We start from the raw sequence: 14847 nt of genomic DNA, 5'->3' as shown, positions 1-14847 counted from the left end.
CCAAAAAAACCATTTAGAACAACCCGCACAACCAAGGCCCACAAGGAGCGATCATGCAGGAAGCCAAACAATAAGACGGAGAAAAACATCTCCAGGCTCAACCCACCCCGCAACCGACGAGGAAGCCAGGGCAGGCAAACCAAAAACAAAACAAACAAACCAAACAACCAAACCACAAGGGCCCAGCCATCCAGAATGCTCACTATGGCATAAAAAACATGACACACTATCGAGTTCTCAAACAACACACCCATGAGATCCGTCCGAAAACCGTTCAGGTTTTCTTTCCGTCCCTCAAGGCGGCCGGACTATCTTAAGCAGATCACTCTCAGTGTTTCAAGCCCAGAATCCGTGATCCCGATCTCTCAACGCTTTCGATCCGCATTCCCCGAAGAGAATTCGAGTCCGATCGCCGCTCGGAGAACCTTGCGGTCCGTCCGGCAGCGAGGAGTACTTTAGCCTCAGACCGTCCCCGGCAGTCAAGCCAAGAACGAGTGACCTGCGCCACGTGACTCACTCGTTCGGGGCCGGCGTCTCGCGCCCCGCGCGGTGCGCGCCACTCGGTGATGACGAAGGGCCCGATCCAGATGGATCGAGCCCTCAGCGTCACCCGGTGGAGCTAGGGGGATTCGAACCCCCGACCTTCTCATTGCGAACGAGACGCGCTACCAACTGCGCCATAGCCCCAAGTGCTGGACGATCTTAGCACCACACCAGCCGCGGCTCGCAACTCGACCGTCCGTGGGCCGCGCCACCGACGCGGTGCTACCTCACTCCCCGACCGCGCGACGACGCTCCAGCGCGGCGTCGAGGTTGATCGTCTTGTGCGCGACCTCGTCGGCGGCGTCCGACGGCGAGAAGCTGCGCGCGTTGTGAGGGCGGGCCGGCACGGGAGCCGAGGCCGCCTGCTCCTCGGCGGGAGCCTCGAAGTGCCGGCGCGGAGCACGGGCGGCGAGGGTGTACGTGGGCGCAGGGACGTGGACGGGCGTCCACCCCTGAGGCGGCGTCGACGTCGCTGCCTCACCGCGATCGGCACCAGCGCTCGCGGTGGCGCGCTCGGGCGCCGGTGACGCGAGCGTCCTCTGGGGCACGGCGTCAACAGTGACCGGGGAGGCGATCTCCTCGCGCTCCTCGCTGGCGACGGCCGCAGGCTTCTCCTGCTCGCGCTTGCGCGTCGTCGGGCGCTCGGGGCCGGCCCCACTGGCCGCGCTGCTGCGAGCCTCACCGGTAGCCGCAACACGCGGAGCGTCACCGCTGACGGCCTCGAGGCGGCGCTGGAGGTCGGCGATGCGACGACGCTCGCGCCGCTCAGACTCCTGGGCGACGACCGCGGCGCGGCGACCTGCAGCCATGGAGCCGATCAGCAGGACTGCCGGGACGAGAGCGGTCCACCACGGCAGGACCGTGACGGCGGCTACCACGAGGACGCCGAGCGTCACACCGAGGAGGACCGACGCGACGACGGCGCGGTGCGACGCGGCCTCCGCACGGCGCCGGCGACCGTCCTCGTGCACCCGGCGCGCTCGGGCGAGCTCGCGCTCCGTACGAAGCGCTCGCACGTTCCTCACTGCGGGCCTGTTCATCGCCTTGACCTCCGGTCGTCTACGAAAGATCTGTGCGTGCGCCCCTCCCGCGCAGGCCTCGTCCGCGCTGGGTGGGTGCTCGCCTGTCGCCAGGACCCGCAGCTCGGCGGAGTAGCGGTCCTCGGCGTGCGCCAGCCCCATCATCTCGCGACGGCCGACCAGAAAGGGAAGGAGGTACACGGTGGAAACCACGACCAGGGCGATGAGCGCCCACACCTCGATTCCCACGGCTCAAACGTTAGGCGGAGGAGCCTCCTTCAACGGTGATCAGGGCGGCGTGTCCGGCGTGTCCCACGCCGACCTCACGACCTCAGGTGTGTCAGGAGCCCCTGCAACCACAGGAGTCACACCGGCCCCATCTCAAGCTGGTGGGAGCCGTCCGCTACTCGTGTTCCTCCAGCCCTGCGACGAGCCCGGACGGCCGATCCATGAGCTCCTCGGCGAGCAGGACGAAGGCGACGTGGTCCGCCCAGGCTTCTGCGATGTGCATGAGGCCGCGGCGCTCCCCCTCCTCGCGCAGCCCGAGACGTCGGCAGACGGCGAGGGACCGGGCGTTCTCCGGACGGACGTCGATCTCCACCCGGTGTAGCCCGACCGCGGGTGACAGCAGGTGGTCCAGGGTCATGGCGACCGCGAGCGTCATGAGGCCCTTGCCCTCCCACGGACTGCCGATCCAGTATCCGACCGTCGCTGAGCGAAGGGATCCCCACATGACCGGGCCAACGCTGACCTGGCCGGCGAAGGCGCCATCGACCTCGAGCGCGAACGGCATCGCCGCCCCACGCCGCGCCTCCCGGTGCTGCGTCCGCACGTAGGCGCGGAAGTCCAGGGGCCGCTCGCGCGCACCGGAGGGCACGGTCGCCTCCCACGGCGCCAGCCGCCCGTCGTCGTCGCCCCTGAGCCTGCCCCACGCTGCCTCGTCGGAGAGACGAAGGGGACGGAGCGTGACGGACTGGGCGCCGGTGGCCAGCCCACGCTCCGCGATCGCGTCCTCGTGCAGGGTCACCGGCCACAGCGGGCGGCCGTCGACGCCCAGCGCCCTGCGCCCCGTCAGCACGTCCAGCCAGGCGGGCACGGGCTCAGGCGTCCAGGAGGAGGCAGTGGAGGGTGTCGCCGACGACGACCTTGCGGGTGTCCTCCGGGACCACCGCGATCGCGTTGGCACCCGCCAGCCCGAGCAGGTGCGTGCTGCCCGGCTCCGCGGTCGGCTCGGCCGTGTAGCCGCGGGACGGCGCGCCCGTGAGGTGGACCGGGACGAACTCGCGCATGTCGGCGGGCGAGGTCCAGCCCGCCGTGACCGACGCCGGCAGGCTCGTGCGGTGCAGGCCGCTCCAGCCGGCGATCTGGCGCAGGACGGGTCGGACGAAGGTCTCGAAGGCGATCTGGGCGCTCACGGGGTCCCCGGGCAGGCAGAAGATCGGTGTGCCCTCGACGCTCCCGAGACCCAGCTGCCGGCCCGGGGACATCGCCACGGAGTCGAAGCGCACGGAGCCGAGCGGGGAGAGGACGGCCTTGACCGTGTCCCCCTGACCGTTCGACAGGCCGCCGGTCGTGATGAGGACGTCGGCGCGGACGAGCTGGTCCTCGATCGTCTCCTGGAGCGCGCGCAGCTCGTCGGGCACGGCGGAGACGCGGAAGGGCTGGCCACCGGCGTCGGTGACGGCGCAGGCCAGCGCGTGCCCGTTGGCGTCGAAGACGTCGCCGGGCTCGGCCGGGCGCCCGGGCTCAACGAGCTCGTCGCCGATCGAGACGATGACGACGCGCGGGGAGGGATGGACCTTGACCCGGTAGCGGCCCAGGGCCGCCAGGAGGGCGATGTGCCGCGCGGACAGCCGCGAGCCGGCGGGCAGGACGGTCGCCCCGGCGGCGACGTCCTCGGCCCGGTGGCGCACGTTGACGCCCGGCTCCACCGGCGCCGAGAGGGTGACGCGCGAGTCGCCCCGGTCCGTGGCTGCCCACGGGACAACGGCGTCGGCGCCCGCGGGCAGCGGGGCGCCGGAGTCGATGAGGACGGCGGAGCGCCGGACGAGGCGGGCCGGGCGGACGTCGCCTGCACGCAGCGTGTCGACGACGGAGAGGTGGACCGGGGACTCCGGCGAGGCGGAGGCGATCTCCTCGGAGGAGACCGCGTAGCCGTCCAGCGCGGCGAGGTCGACCGCGGGCAGGTCGAAGCCGGCCACGACGTCCTCGGCGAGGACGCAGCCGACGGCGTCGAGCAGGACGACGCCGAGCGGTGCGGCCGCCTGGGCGATCTCGAGGCACGCGGCCAGCTGCTCGGCGACGGTTCTCATGGGTCCTCCGGGGTCGGTGCGGACGCGACCGCGGGCGAGCGCGCCCGGCGGTGGCGCTCGCGCCAGGCTACCCGGCCCACCGCCACGAACCGGGGAACGTGGGGTCGACCACCGCACGGGTGCGGCCTCGACCTGGGAGGATGTCCCCATGACTTCTGACGCGCGGCACCTGCCCGACACCGGCTGGCTGGAGGTCGACGACGCCAAGGACCGCCTGCGCCAGGTGCTCCGACAGCACCGCCGAGGACATCACCGTCATCCGGAGAACGGTCACGACGCCGCCTGCGAGGCCTTCACCGAGCACGCTCTCGAGGCGGTCGACGGCTGCGACGCGGTCGCCGCCTACGTCTCCGTGGGCTTCGAGCCCTGCACGCGGCTTCTCCTCGACCGGCTCGAGCAGCGCGGTGTCTCGGTGCTGCTCCCCGTGCTCGGCCCGCACCTTTCGCGCTCCTGGGGGCGCTTCCGTGGGACGGCGGACCTCGGTGACCGGGCACCGGGCCGCCCGCCGGAGCCGAGCGGTGAGGTCCTGTCGGCGGAGGCGGTCGGCGAGGTCGACGCGCTCATCGTCCCTGCGCTCGCGGTGGACCGCAGCGGGCGGCGCCTCGGGCAGGGCGGCGGCTGGTACGACCGCATGCTGCCGCTTCGCGCCGAGGGCGTCCCGACCTTCGCGATGGTCCATCCCGACGAGCTCGTCGCCGGCCCGCTGCCGTCGGAGGAGCACGACGAGCACGTCGACGCCGTCATCACCTCCGACGAGTGGTTCCTCATCGAGGGCTCGGCCTTCGCCACCGGGCGGTGAGCGAGCCGGGCTCCACAGCGTCTGACCGCGCCGAGACGCCCCACAGAGGCGGGAGGAGGACCCGAGGCCGCAGGAGCCCGCGACCGAGACTCGTGGCATGCCCCGTCGTCAGCCCGGTCGTCGCCCCGTCCGCCCCTCCCTCCTGCTGTGGAGATGGAGGCACCTCGTCATCGCCGCGTGCGTCGCAGGAGCGAGCCTCCTCGTCCTCTCGCTCCTGCACCCGCCCGCGACGGAGGAGGGCCGCGAGGTCCTCGTTCTCGCGCGCGACGTCCCGGCCGGCCAGGCCCTCGAGGAGACCGACCTGGAGAGCCGCTCCCTCCCGGAGGCCGCCGTCCCAGGCTCCGACCTCGCCGACGGCACCGTCGTCGGGACCCGTGCCGCTGTCGCGCTCCGCGAGGGAACCGTGCTCACACGGTCGATGACCTCTGGCGCCGACGCCGTCGGGCTCGATGCGCGAGAGCAGCTCGTGCAGGTGCCCGTCGAGGTCGGGGCCGGCCTCGCGCAGCCTGGTGCCCGGGTCGACGTCGTGGGCGAGGTCGGTGTCGTCACCGCCGGGGCCGCGACGGCGAGTCAGGAGCACACCCCCGCCGAGGCTGAGGCTGCTGAGGAGGGCGGGCCCACGGAGGGCGCGACAGGGCTCGACGGGGCCGGCGCGGCCGACGCCGGAGCACCAGTCCTGAGTACCCAGGACGATCACGTCCTCACCACGGGAGCGCGTGTCATCCGGGTCGAACCGGTAGAAGAAACTTCTCAATTACGTGCGGGGAGCAAGGTCACACTTGTCACTCTTGCCGTGGCGCGCGACGACGCTAGCCTTGTCGTGGCAGCCGCAACGCATGAGTCCCTGGGACTCATCATGAGTCCCTCATGACACGCGAGGCGGCAGCCCGACGGCACCAGGAGCCACCGGGCGCTCTTCCTCCCACCGGCGCGAGGGCCACCCGCGTGCGCCTTCTGCCATTCCAGAAAGGCAACACATGCTCAAGGGTTTCAAGGACTTCATCTCGCAGGGTAACGCTCTGGACCTCGCCGTCGCCGTCATCATCGGTGCCGCCTTCAAGCCGATCGTCGACGCGATCACGAACGTCATCATGGCGATCATCGGTGGCCTCATCGGCAAGCCGTCGTTCGACAACGTCCTCGAGTTCACGGTGAACGGCGCCAAGGTCCAGCCCGGCACCATCATCACCGCGCTCGTCAACTTCCTCCTCATCGCGGTGGCGGTCTACTTCTGCATCGTCATGCCGATCAACAAGCTCAAGGAGGCCCGTGCCAAGACCGAGGTCGAGGAGGAGGCCGTGGAGGTCAGCGACACTGAGCTCCTCGTCCAGATCCGCGACCTGCTCGCCGGCGGCCGCGCCAACGTCACCGCCGCGACCACCACTGGTGGCGGCATCGAGACCCCCCGCGCCTGACGCGTTCGGGAGCACTGCTCCCCAGCGCGCCACGGAGCCCCGTCGACCACGCGGTCGACGGGGCTCCGTCGTGCGCGGGGTCCGCGGGGTCTGGGCGCCGGGTCGCCCCGTTCAGGCGATCGCCGGTCCGTGGCCCCAGTGGGGAGGGACGTCGCCCAGCAGCCGGGCGTCGTTGGCGTGGTCCGACGCCGAGGAGTCGCGTCCGAGCACGCCGCCCTCCCGGGACCGGGCGTCCGAGAGCGCGTCGATCGAGCGACGACGCCGGTCCTCGGCAACCTCGATCGGTTCGAGGCCCTGGGCGACGCGCTCGGTGTCCTGGACCGACAGCGCGACGACACGACGGTGCCGTCGCCCGGCCACGGAGTCCTGGGCCTGGGCGCTGGCGCTCGTCCTCGCCGTCCGGGCCCCGGTGGGCCCGGACGGCCCGGAGTCGGCGTCGCCGGTCACCGGTGCCACCGAGTCACCCGATGCTCCGTTCACCGGGTCCGCCGCACGACGTTGCGGAGGACCGCGGTGATGCCGGCGCCACGGCGCCGCAGCGCGAGCTCACGGCGGAGCTCCTCGACCTCCTCGTCGTCGGTCCGCACGACGTCGTCCGAGCGGATCCAGGCGAGCAGGTCATCGAGCTGATCGTCCGTGTACGCCTGGAGCGGGAGCCCCTGGGCGATGGGCGGGCGCACGTCACGAGCGGCGGCGCGAGCCTGCGCGGCCGGGACGCCGGAGGCGTCATCCGCCTCGGGCAGCTGGAAGAAGGGCACGGGCTCGTCGTGGCCGGGGGCCGCGAGCCGCTCCGGGGCGGGATCCCCCTGGGGCGAGGTCTCCTGCCGGACGTCGGCCTCCCCGTCGTCGTCAGCGACGTCCTCCTCCTGCGACGGTTCCACCGAGATGTCGGCTGCCTCGTCGTCGGCGCCGACCGTCTCGGCGGGGAACGACCCCGACGACGGCTCGGCCCGCTCGCGGTCCGCGGCGACGTCCGCGTGCGACGTACCGTCCCCGGGCTCGGGCTCGGGCTCGGGCTCGGGAGCGGTCTCGGCGACGACGTCGTCGGCACCGCCCTCCTCGGGCTCCGTGGCGCTGGCGACGAGCGGCTCGAACTCGACCGGCGCCGCACCCTCGGGAGACCCGGCGTTCCCGGCCTCCAGTGAGCTCGCCGTCTCAGAGTCCTCCGGGGACTGGGCGGGCGCGCTGGTGAGCGGGTCCTCGGCGTCCTCGGGAACGAGCTCAACGGCCTCCTGCGCCGCGAGCCCGGTGCGCAGAGCGAGCTCGTCGTCGATGAGCTCAGCGATCCTCGCGGCCTCGGCCTCCGGGTCGAGGAAGACGGAGGCTCGGTAGGCGCGATGCACGCGCCAGCCGCGGTGCTCGAGCCGTTCCACCCAGTGGCGGTCGCGCCGACGCAGGCTCGGCTCGGCGACGTAGTCGGCGTCGTCGGTGAGGACGGCTACGAGCAGCTCGCCCGGTGCGTCCGGGTGCCCGACGGCGATGGGCAGCCGCAGGCCGCCCTCGACGCCGAAGCCGGTGACCACGAGCAGGTCCCGGCGCCGCAGCGCGGCCACGAGGTCCGCGGTGAGCCGGTCCGGGACGTCTGCGGAACCGGCCTCGGCCTGGGGCGCCTGGCCGGCGGCGCGCGCGAGGACCTCGCGCAGGAGGCGCGCGCCCGGAGCGTGGAGGCGCTCGGGGTCGATGTCCTCGGCCGACAGGCAGGACACGACGTGAGTCGTGCCGCGCGAGGCGCACAGGGCCTCGACGAGCTCCACCATGCCCGAGCGCTCGCTCACCTGGCCGAAGGAGTGGATGGTGCGCCCGTGCGGCGTCTTCGCGTAGCCGACGGCGAGGATGACGTGATCACGGCGCAGGGAGCGCGCCTCGGGCAGGTCCACGACCGTGAAGGGCTCGGAGATCCCGGCCGCGAAGAACTCCTCGAGGGCTGGCGAGCCGGAGACGGCGGCCGCCGCGGCGCGGCGGATCTCGTCCGCGTGCCGGGCGTTGAGCGCGACGACGCCGAGGGACAGCTCGGGGTGCGTGAGGGCGTGCTCGATCACGAGGTCGACGACGCGGTCCACCTCCGCGCCCACGGTCTCCACGGCGCTCTGTCCCGGCGCCGGCATGCCGCGTCCGTCGACGAGGGAGAGGGCGAGGCGCTCCGTGCCCGGCGGGGCGGGGACGGCGTCGACGACGCCCTCGTAGCCGTTCGTGGCGAGGAAGGCGGCGATCTCCGCGTCGAGGGCGTTGCGCCCCGTCGGCAGGGTGACCGAGGGCAGGAGAGACCCGAGCTCCGCGGCGAGGCCGGTCTCCGCACGGCGGAGGTCGCCGACGACGATGACCTGGCTCGCGCGGACCATGGCGGCCACGACGCGGGAGACGGGCACGTCCGCCGAGGCGTCGAGGACCGCGAGGTCGACGACGGCGTCGGGGGCGAGGACCTGAGGGACGAGGGTCGGCGGGATGATCCAGATCGGCTTGACGGTGAGCGCGATCGGGTGGAGGGCGAGGATGTCGCGCAGCGGCACGCCGTCCTCCCGGGACAGCGCGATGTACAGCGCCCGGGCGTCGGCCTTGCGCTCCTCGACGGCGGTGCGGACCCGACGGGCGTAGGCGTGGCGGACCGGTCCGGCCAGCGAGGCGGACTGCTGCGCGTCGAGCGCGGCGAGCCGCTGCGCGGTGGTCGACAGGGCCGAGGCGTCGAGCCCCTCGAGGTCGGGGTCGGTACGCAGGGCCTGGGCGAGGACGGATGACCACCAGCAGAAGGTGAGCTCCTCGTCGAGCTCGCCGGCGCCCACCTCGCGCGAGGCGAGGTCGGCGACGAGCGGGCTGAGGCCGAGCTCGTCGAGCTCGGTGAGGACGGCGTTGACGCGTGGCAGCTTCTGGGCGGTGACGTCGTCGTCGGCGAGCGCCCCGGCGCGCTCGAGCAGGGTCTCCAGGGGGACGTCCATGAGGACGGGTGCGTCGGGCGCGGTGCCCAGGACGGGCTGCAGCCGGTCGATGAGCTCGCGGGTCTGCTGGGCGGTCGCCTGCATGGCGTCCAGCCCGTGCGGCAGGGTCGGCCAGCCGCCCTCGGGGTCGTGCTTGCGCCAGGTCTCGCGGCGCTGCTGGACCTTGACGAGCTCTCCGTGGAGGTCCTCGACGACACGGCCCGGCCTGACGAGGTCCCGAGCGGCCTTGGCGTAGTGGCGGCGGTCGGAGGCGCTCATCTGGACGGAGCGGTCCTCACGCCACTGCTTCGAGGCGGTCGCGATGACCATGTCCGCGGCCGAGCGCTCGAAGACGGCGGGCTGGAAGACGTCGAGGGACTCGCGCACGCCATCGAGCATCTCGAGCTGCTCGCACCACTCCCCCATCGTGGTGGCCCGGCGGATCGAGGTGGCTCCGGCGACGTAGCCGGCGTTCTCGATGACGGCGGGGAGGAGCTCGTCGGAGAGCCGCTGGAGGCGGACCAGGGAGTCGGTCGCCTCGTCGACGTCGGCGACCGAGATCCCGTTCCACGGGCTCGTGCTGGCGGCGCGGGTCATGACGCCGAGCTCGTGCGCCCGAGCGAGGAGCTCACGGGCGCGGTCCATGCCGGCGTCGTCGAGGCGCTCGAGTCGGCCGGGGTCGACGCGGGCACGGGTCCGGGCGGCGTGCGCGTCGCTCGTCAGCTCGGCGAGACGCTCGAGCGCGTCGTCGACGGAGACGCCCCACGGGGCGCGCTCCCGGTGGAGGGCGTCGACGTAGCGCGAGACGCGGTCGCGGGTGGTGGTGAGCTCCTCACGCATGTCGACGATCGCGGGCACGTCGAGCTCGGGCGGCTCGACGCCGAGCGACTCCTTGATGGCGTCGGCGACGTGCCTGCGCCACGAGCCGTCCTCGGTGAGGTCCAGCACGAGGTCACCCAGCCCGAGGTCGCGCAGCGCACCGGCGACCGCGTGCCCGTCGGCGCTCGTGGCCGGGACGTGGACGACGGTCCGTCCCGAGGCAGCGGCGTCAGCCGCGACGGCGGCCAGGGTCTCGGCGACCTCCGATCCCGGAGGGGCGTCGAGGAGGAGGGAGGCTCCGGTGCTCACGGCCTCGACGGCGTCGAGCTGAGCGGGGTCGAGGTCACCGGCGCCGCGCTCCTCGCTGGGGTCCCGGTCGACACGGACGGGCTCGCCGAGGTCGACGTCGAGGGCGGCGCGCGCCTCCTCGTCACCGGCGACGGCGGCGACGAGGGCCGACGCGCGAGCGCGGTCCCAGACCTCATCGAGGTCCTCGACGAGAGCCTGGCCGGGGTGGACGAAGGCGCCGATGACCTGCTGCTCGTGGATCTCGAAGCCGGGCAGGTGCTCCCGGCCGAGGGCGGCGACGCGCTCGAGGGCGCTGCGCGGGGAGAAGCCCGCGCCGGCAAGGGTGGCGCGGGCGGCGGCGTCGACGTCTGCCGTGGAGCCGTAGCGGCGCAGCGCGCGGGCGAGGACGGGGTTGACCTCGATGGAGGCGTCCAGGGTGAGGGCCGCGTCGGCGGTGGCGCTCGACAGCCGCACGGGGCGGAGGAGCACGGGGACGTTGACCGTCCGCACGACACCGGGCTGGGCCGGGCGGGCCGTGGAGGAGGCGTCCGGGTGGCTGGCGCGGGAGGCGTCCAGGGCGGCTGTCGCGCGCGCGAGCTCGGCCTCGGCCGCGTCCGCGTCGAAGTCGTCGGCGACGGCCGCCGCGGAGGCGGCGGAGGAGTCCGACGCAGCCGAGGCGGCGGAGGCCGCTGTCGTCGAGGACGCGGCGGAGGCGGTCGCGCTGCCGTGCTCGGAGGCGACGGTCTCGGTCCAGGAGGCGACGCCGATGGCGAGGTACACGGGGGCGACGCCGAACTGGCGGGCGAGGCTGTCGGTGCGGCCGGCGACCTCGCGGAGCGACTGGCGCGCGACGCTGAGCGCGGAGTGCTCCCGGATGAGGCTGGTGAGGTGCGTCGGGCGGCCCGCGTAGAGCTGGGCGAGACCTGAGGGGTGCGCGGCGGAGAGGTCGACGACGCCGTCGAGCATGCGGATGTCGTCGAGGCTGGCGACGCCGCCGAGCTCGACGAGCTCTCCGCGCCACCGGGCGAGGGCCGCCTCGACCGGGTCGACCGGCTCGGGCTCCGGCTCGGGGACGTCGGCCAGCTCAGGGGCGTCCTCCGGGACCGCGGCGGACTGCGCGCTGATCGCCTCCTCGAGACCGTCGACGCCCGCGCTCTCCTCGGGGACGGACTCCGACTGGCGTCGCTTGCGGCCGAATGAGAAGAGTGAAGGCGTCATGCACCCCAATCTACGGCAGCGCGGGCGGTCCTCCGCGCAGCGAGGCGGGGGGAGGCCCCAGGCGAAGCACGACGAACCGGTGGCCGCTCGAGGCCGCCACCGGTTCGTGCCGTGCCCCCGATTGGATTCGAACCAACGACACCCGCTTTAGGAGAGCGGTGCTCTATCCCCTGAGCTACGAGGGCCTGCAGCGGGACACCCTACCAGCGCCGCGGCCGCCGTCCGACGGGGTCCCGCTCCTCCGGCACCCAGCACGCCCCGCCCCTCGGGTACGTCGACGTCGCCGCCCGCGCGCGCGAGGCGGCGCCGTCAACGGCTGTGCGGGCACCCGCTCAGGCGCGGGCCCACGGGGTGCCGATGTTGCGACCGTCGACCTGGTCGTCCTTGGACCGGGTCGGCACGACCATGACGGGGCAGGCCGCGTGGGACAGGACTCCCTGGCTCGTGGAGCCGAGGAGGAGCCCGGAGAACCCTCCGCGGCCGCGCGAGCCGACGACGACGAGGTCGACGGCGGTGGAGAACTCCGCCATGAGCTCGGCGGCGTTGCCGTCGAGAGCGTGCCGGCGCACCGTGACGCCAGGGTGCCCCTCGGTTGCCTCGGCGATGGCGCGATCGAGGCCGGAGCGGACGTCGATGAGGACCTGCTCGCGGTCGACGGCGGCGGGCAGCCACGCGAGGGCGCCGGCGCCGGAGGCCATGGGGACGGCCGCGATGGCGGTGAGCTCGGCGCCCCAGACGTCGGCCTCGTGGACGGCCCAGCGAAGGGCCTTGCGGGCGGACTCGGAGCCGTCGACGCCGACGACCATGCGGCGCACGGGCGTGTAGTCGGCGCCCTCGAGGTGGCGTGGGACGACGATCGTCGGGCAGTGGGCGTGCGCGGGCAGGGCGGAGGAGACGGTGCCGAGAAGCCGGTCGGTGAACCCGCCGCCGCCTCGGGTGCCGACGACGGTCAGAGCGGCCTCGTCGGACAGGTCGATGAGGACGCCGGAGGGGTCGCCGGTCTCGAGCGAGCTCGTGACGGTCACGCCGGAGCCCTCGGCCCGGGCGACTGCCGAGTCGACGACGGCCTGGGCGCCGGCGCGGATCGCGGTGTCGTCGAGCGCGGCGTATCCGCCGTCGAGGGAGGCGGTCGTGAAGGAGGGCAGCGAGTACGCGCACAGGAGGTGAACGCGCCATCCGGCGCGGGAGGCGCGGGCGACCGCCCAGTCCACCGCCCCGAGGGACTCCGGAGAGCCGTCAACTCCGACGAGGACGACCTTGTCTTCAGCCATGGGTTCTGCCCCTTTCGCGATGGGGTCGGGAGTGCCGACGGGGCCATTGTCCCCCTCGACACACTGTGGTCCAAACCACTGTGCAGAGAACCTTATCGGATCGGTACACGCCCCGCACCGCGACGTCCGACGACAGACGTCGCCCTCCGTGGTGGCCTCCCAGCCTCACGAACACCCCGCGAGACGCCCGAGCGGGGCGACCGCCGCGTGGCGATCGCCCCGCTCGGGCGCTGTTCGGGAGCCGGCCCCCTCAGCCGATGTGGACGTACTGCGGGGAGCCGTAGACGTCTCGGTAGCTGGTGTTGACGCGGGTGTTGCCGGCGTCGACCATCTTGCCGTCACCGATGTAGATGCCGACGTGGCCGCCGTAGTAGACGATGTCCCCCGGCTGGGCCTGCGCGGCCGAGACGATGGTGCCGGCGGCGCCCTGCGCGTAGGAGGTGCGCGGTAGGGAGATCCCGTGCTGGGCGTAGACCCACTGGACGAAGCCGGAGCAGTCCCAGCCGCTCGGGGTGGAGCCGCCGGAGACGTAGGGGACGCCCTGGTACTGGAGGGCGGTCGCGGCGATGGCGGCGCCGACGGAGGAGCCGGAGTCGGTCGCCGTGCTGGTGGAGGGCTCGCTCGAGGACTCCGAGCTCGAGGTGGACGCGGTCGGGGCGGCGTCCTGGTCGGTCTCGGCGGTCCGCGCGGTCGTCGCGGTGGCGCCGTCGTCGGCCCCGTCGGTCTGCTCGTGCACCTGGGCGGCCTCCTCGGCGGCCTTCTTGGAGGCGACCTCCTGAGCAGCCTTCTTCTCCGCGTCAGCCTTCTTCTGCGCAGTGGCACGCTGGACGGCGACCGTGTCCTCCGTCCTGTCCACCGCGGAGGCCGTCGTGACGTCCTCCGAGGCAGCGGCGTCAGCGTTGACGGTGACGGCCTTGTTGGTCGTGATGACCTCACGCGCGCCCGAGGCGAGTGCTGCGGTTCCCGAGCCGTGGAGCGAGCCGGCCGAGGCCTCCACGGGAACCGAGTCAGCCGCGGCGGCGCCGGCGGCGACAGCCGTGAGGGCCAGGCCGGTGGAGGCGACGAGAGCGACGGCGGTGCGGGTGCGACGGGTGCGTCGGAGGGCGTGGGATGCCATGGGGCGCGATCTCCTCGAGATGAGCTTCCGGGACTGCGGCCGTGACCCTACCGAGACACTTGACGCCCTGCCAGGCGATCAGCACGCCTTGCGGCATGAGGAGGCACACACTGCGGGCTCGCACCTCCCCCTCGAGGAGGATCTTCGAGCACGCGACGGGGCCCGTCGCTCGCCGAGCGACGGGCCCCGTCGGGAGCTGAGACGGATCAGCCGATGCGGACGTAGGTGCCGCCGTCGTCGACGGGGCGGTAGTTGATGCCCGCGCTCGGGTTGTCGGCCGAGACCATCATGCCGTCGCCGGCGTAGATGGCGATGTGGCCGGACCACCAGATGACGTCACCGGGCTGGGCCGCGGAGGCGGAGATGACCGTGCCGGAGTTCTTGATGGCCTCGGACTGGTGCGGCAGCGAGATGCCGTGCTGGGCGTAGACGTAGGAGACGAGCCCGGAGCAGTCGAAGGCGGAGGGGCCGCTGGCGCCGTAGACATAGGGGAAGCCGACGTACTGCATCGCGGTGGCGACGATCGAGGAGCCGGCCGTGGAGGCGGCGGCGGTCGTCGTGGCGGCGGAGGTGCTCGCCGCGGCGGTCGAGGTGGAGGTGCTCGCCGCGGCGGTCGAGGTGGAGGTGCTCGCCGCGGCGGTCGAGGTGGAGGTGCTCGTCGTGGCCGTCGTCGTGGCGACGGAGGTGCTCGCCGCGGCGGTCGCGGCAGCGGCCTTCTCAGCGGCGGCCTTGTCCTCGGCCGCCTTCTTCTCAGCGGCAGCCTTGTCCTCGGCCGCCTTCTTCTCGGCGGCGGCCTTCTTCTCGGCCTGGATCTTCGCCGTGTCCTCGGTCTTGGCGACACCGGACGCCGCGGTGACGTCGGAGTCGGCCTTGGCGTCCGAGGCGACGGTGATCGAGGCGTTCTGCGTGGCGGCCTTGGCGGCCTGGGCCGTGAGACCGGCCTTGAGGGTGCCCGCGGAGGCGTGGGCGTTCTCGGTGCTCTGGTTGGCGGCGCTGGCGCCCGACGCGATCATCGTCAGAGCGAGGCCGGACGAGGCGGCCACGGCCAGGCCACGACGGGCCATGCGCGGGGCGCTCGTGAGCGGGGTGAGCGGACGGGCGGCCTTGCGGTGGCGGGCCTTGACGCTGGAAGTCACT

Annotated in this window: 12 protein-coding genes and 2 tRNA genes; 3 read left to right on the top strand and 11 right to left on the bottom strand. The window is 73.1% G+C overall.

Annotation, left to right across the window (positions count from 1 at the left end):
* The 5 genes from IXW69_RS11690 to IXW69_RS08365 form a co-directional block, all read right to left on the bottom strand.
* A partial coding sequence (locus IXW69_RS11690; protein WP_228525109.1) for a hypothetical protein occupies positions 1-203 on the bottom strand: 203 nt, incomplete at its 3' end.
* A gap of 411 nt (positions 204-614) precedes the next feature.
* A tRNA-Ala gene (locus tag IXW69_RS08380) sits at positions 615-687 on the bottom strand.
* Between the two features lie 83 nt (positions 688-770).
* Positions 771-1811 carry a hypothetical protein gene (locus tag IXW69_RS08375; RefSeq protein ID WP_194785886.1) on the bottom strand — a complete coding sequence of 347 codons (1041 nt, stop codon included), beginning with the start codon at positions 1809-1811 and terminating at the stop codon, positions 771-773.
* A 154-nt stretch (positions 1812-1965) separates the two neighbouring features.
* Positions 1966-2658 carry a GNAT family N-acetyltransferase gene (locus IXW69_RS08370; RefSeq protein WP_194785885.1) on the bottom strand — a complete coding sequence of 231 codons (693 nt, stop codon included), beginning with the start codon at positions 2656-2658 and terminating at the stop codon, positions 1966-1968.
* A gap of 4 nt (positions 2659-2662) precedes the next feature.
* Entirely contained in the window at positions 2663-3874 is a 1212-nt protein-coding gene (locus IXW69_RS08365; protein ID WP_194785884.1) for a molybdopterin molybdotransferase MoeA, read from the bottom strand.
* Between the two features lie 148 nt (positions 3875-4022).
* On the opposite strand from IXW69_RS08365, the gene IXW69_RS08360 reads away from it, so the two are divergent.
* The 3 genes from IXW69_RS08360 to mscL all read left to right on the top strand — a co-directional run bounded on the left by IXW69_RS08360 (position 4023) and on the right by mscL (position 6088).
* Positions 4023-4673: a 5-formyltetrahydrofolate cyclo-ligase gene (locus tag IXW69_RS08360; protein WP_194785883.1), complete on the top strand. Its 651-nt coding sequence runs from the start codon at positions 4023-4025 to the stop codon at positions 4671-4673.
* Positions 4674-4770: 97 nt separating this feature from the next.
* The gene (locus tag IXW69_RS08355; RefSeq protein ID WP_194785882.1) at positions 4771-5544 is read left to right on the top strand and encodes an SAF domain-containing protein; all 774 of its coding nucleotides are present in this window, start codon (positions 4771-4773) and stop codon (positions 5542-5544) included.
* 106 nt (positions 5545-5650) lie between these two features.
* Positions 5651-6088, top strand: coding sequence for a large conductance mechanosensitive channel protein MscL (gene mscL / locus IXW69_RS08350; RefSeq protein ID WP_194785881.1), 438 nt, complete (start codon positions 5651-5653; stop codon positions 6086-6088).
* 111 nt (positions 6089-6199) lie between these two features.
* Here mscL and IXW69_RS08345 read toward each other — a convergent pair whose 3' ends face one another.
* From IXW69_RS08345 to IXW69_RS08320, 6 genes are all read right to left on the bottom strand, one after another.
* Positions 6200-6544: a hypothetical protein gene (locus IXW69_RS08345; protein ID WP_228525108.1), complete on the bottom strand. Its 345-nt coding sequence runs from the start codon at positions 6542-6544 to the stop codon at positions 6200-6202.
* Between the two features lie 20 nt (positions 6545-6564).
* Positions 6565-11322 (bottom strand): DNA helicase, encoded by a 4758-nt coding sequence (locus IXW69_RS08340; protein WP_194785880.1) that lies wholly within the window; start codon positions 11320-11322, stop codon positions 6565-6567.
* 112 nt (positions 11323-11434) lie between these two features.
* Positions 11435-11507 (bottom strand) — tRNA-Arg (locus tag IXW69_RS08335).
* A 147-nt stretch (positions 11508-11654) separates the two neighbouring features.
* Complete coding sequence (locus tag IXW69_RS08330; RefSeq protein ID WP_194785879.1) at positions 11655-12593, bottom strand: universal stress protein; 939 nt, start codon at positions 12591-12593, stop codon at positions 11655-11657.
* A 250-nt stretch (positions 12594-12843) separates the two neighbouring features.
* Positions 12844-13710, bottom strand: a complete 867-nt coding sequence (locus tag IXW69_RS08325) for a C40 family peptidase (protein WP_194785878.1) — start codon at positions 13708-13710, stop codon at positions 12844-12846.
* Positions 13711-13916: 206 nt separating this feature from the next.
* The gene (locus tag IXW69_RS08320; protein WP_194785877.1) at positions 13917-14846 is read right to left on the bottom strand and encodes a C40 family peptidase; all 930 of its coding nucleotides are present in this window, start codon (positions 14844-14846) and stop codon (positions 13917-13919) included.
* Position 14847 lies beyond the last annotated feature (1 nt).

This window comes from Actinomyces haliotis (genome assembly GCF_015355765.1).
Taxonomy (GTDB): domain Bacteria; phylum Actinomycetota; class Actinomycetes; order Actinomycetales; family Actinomycetaceae; genus Actinomyces; species Actinomyces haliotis.
This window is presented reverse-complemented; position numbering and strand designations above follow the sequence as displayed.

Excerpts from the sequence above, each read along its gene's own strand:
- IXW69_RS08360 (WP_194785883.1), top strand. The coding sequence starts at position 4,023 with ATGACTTCTGACGCGCGGCACCTGCCCGACACCGGCTGGCTGGAGGTC.
- IXW69_RS08340 (WP_194785880.1), bottom strand. The coding sequence starts at position 11,322 with ATGACGCCTTCACTCTTCTCATTCGGCCGCAAGCGACGCCAGTCGGAG.
- IXW69_RS08330 (WP_194785879.1), bottom strand. The coding sequence starts at position 12,593 with ATGGCTGAAGACAAGGTCGTCCTCGTCGGAGTTGACGGCTCTCCGGAG.
- mscL (WP_194785881.1), top strand. The coding sequence starts at position 5,651 with ATGCTCAAGGGTTTCAAGGACTTCATCTCGCAGGGTAACGCTCTGGAC.
- IXW69_RS08355 (WP_194785882.1), top strand. The coding sequence starts at position 4,771 with ATGCCCCGTCGTCAGCCCGGTCGTCGCCCCGTCCGCCCCTCCCTCCTG.
- IXW69_RS08325 (WP_194785878.1), bottom strand. The coding sequence starts at position 13,710 with ATGGCATCCCACGCCCTCCGACGCACCCGTCGCACCCGCACCGCCGTC.
- IXW69_RS08365 (WP_194785884.1), bottom strand. The coding sequence starts at position 3,874 with ATGAGAACCGTCGCCGAGCAGCTGGCCGCGTGCCTCGAGATCGCCCAG.